This is a genomic window from Desulfothermus okinawensis JCM 13304, from assembly GCF_054654515.1.
On sequence record NZ_BAAIEW010000078.1, the window covers coordinates 1 to 504 of the forward strand.

At 43.8% G+C, this 504-nt stretch carries 1 pseudogene; it reads right to left on the reverse strand.

From position 1 onward, the window contains the following. A pseudogene (locus ACYQ0O_RS13100) lies at positions 1-504 on the reverse strand (IS3 family transposase); the annotation flags it as partial.

Sequence of the window (504 nt, forward strand, 5' to 3'; positions counted from 1 at the left end):
TTTAGTGCCTTCTGTAGTGCCTCAAGACAAAATGTGTTTGATAGCTCCCAGGACAGTACATACCGACTATACCAATCTATTATTGCTACAAGGTACAAAAACCCTCTGCTCATCCTTATATAGGTTATGTCCGTGCTCCACACATGATCAGCCTCTTCTTTGGATATATAGCCTCTATTCCCATCAACCTCATCAGCCTCTGTACCCGTTTGCGATTTACCTTGTATCCCTGATGTCTCAGCCATGCCGTCATTCGCCTACTCCCATAAAACGGTGCCTTCGTGTCATTGTTCATCTATTAGTTTCATTAGTCCCAGATTGTATTCACTCTCTCCTGCTGGCTCGTAATAGTACGTAGACCTGGACAGCCCCAGTAACTCACACTGCCTGTATATCGGTATCTCTGTATTCATTGGCTCTATCATCCTTCACTTCTCACTTGGTGAGTATCTCAGATTTTTTTTTAAGCCAGTCCAGCTCTACCTTCAATTGTCCTATCTGACG